This is a genomic window from Ensifer sp. 22521 (assembly GCF_052044795.1).
In the GTDB taxonomy this organism is placed as follows: Bacteria; Pseudomonadota; Alphaproteobacteria; order Rhizobiales; family Rhizobiaceae; genus Ensifer.
The window spans coordinates 1-371 of sequence record NZ_JBQENM010000078.1; the positions used below are offsets into that span (position 1 = coordinate 1).

1 protein-coding gene is annotated in these 371 nt (G+C 60.1%); it reads right to left on the reverse strand.

What is annotated here, in order from left to right; translation table 11 throughout:
• Positions 1–371: flagellin N-terminal helical domain-containing protein (locus ACTJKE_RS36605; protein ID WP_440661898.1), on the reverse strand; the 371-nt coding region annotated here is incomplete at both ends.

Genomic DNA, 371 nt, shown 5'->3' on the forward strand with positions numbered 1-371 from the left:
GGTTGAACGAACCGACGATCGACTTGGTGGCAGCCGTGTTGTTGGCGTCGTTGTAGACCCAGTTTTCGCCGGAGAACGAAGCCGACTTGGAAATGCTGATGAGCTGGTTCTGCAGCTCCTTGATTTCCTTCTGGATCTTGCTCTTGTCAACACCCGGCTCGCTGGCGGCAACCAGCTTCTTCTTGATCTCGTCGACGACGTCCTTGGAGTTTTCCATGGCGGTGTAGGCAACGTCGGTCTTGGCAGCGCCGAGGCCGAGGGCGTCCTGAACCGTGCCGAGAGCCTTGTTGTCCGAACGCATGGTGGTCGCGATCGACCAGTAAGCGGCGTTGTCGGCAGCGGAACCGACGCGCAGGCCCGACGAGATGCGG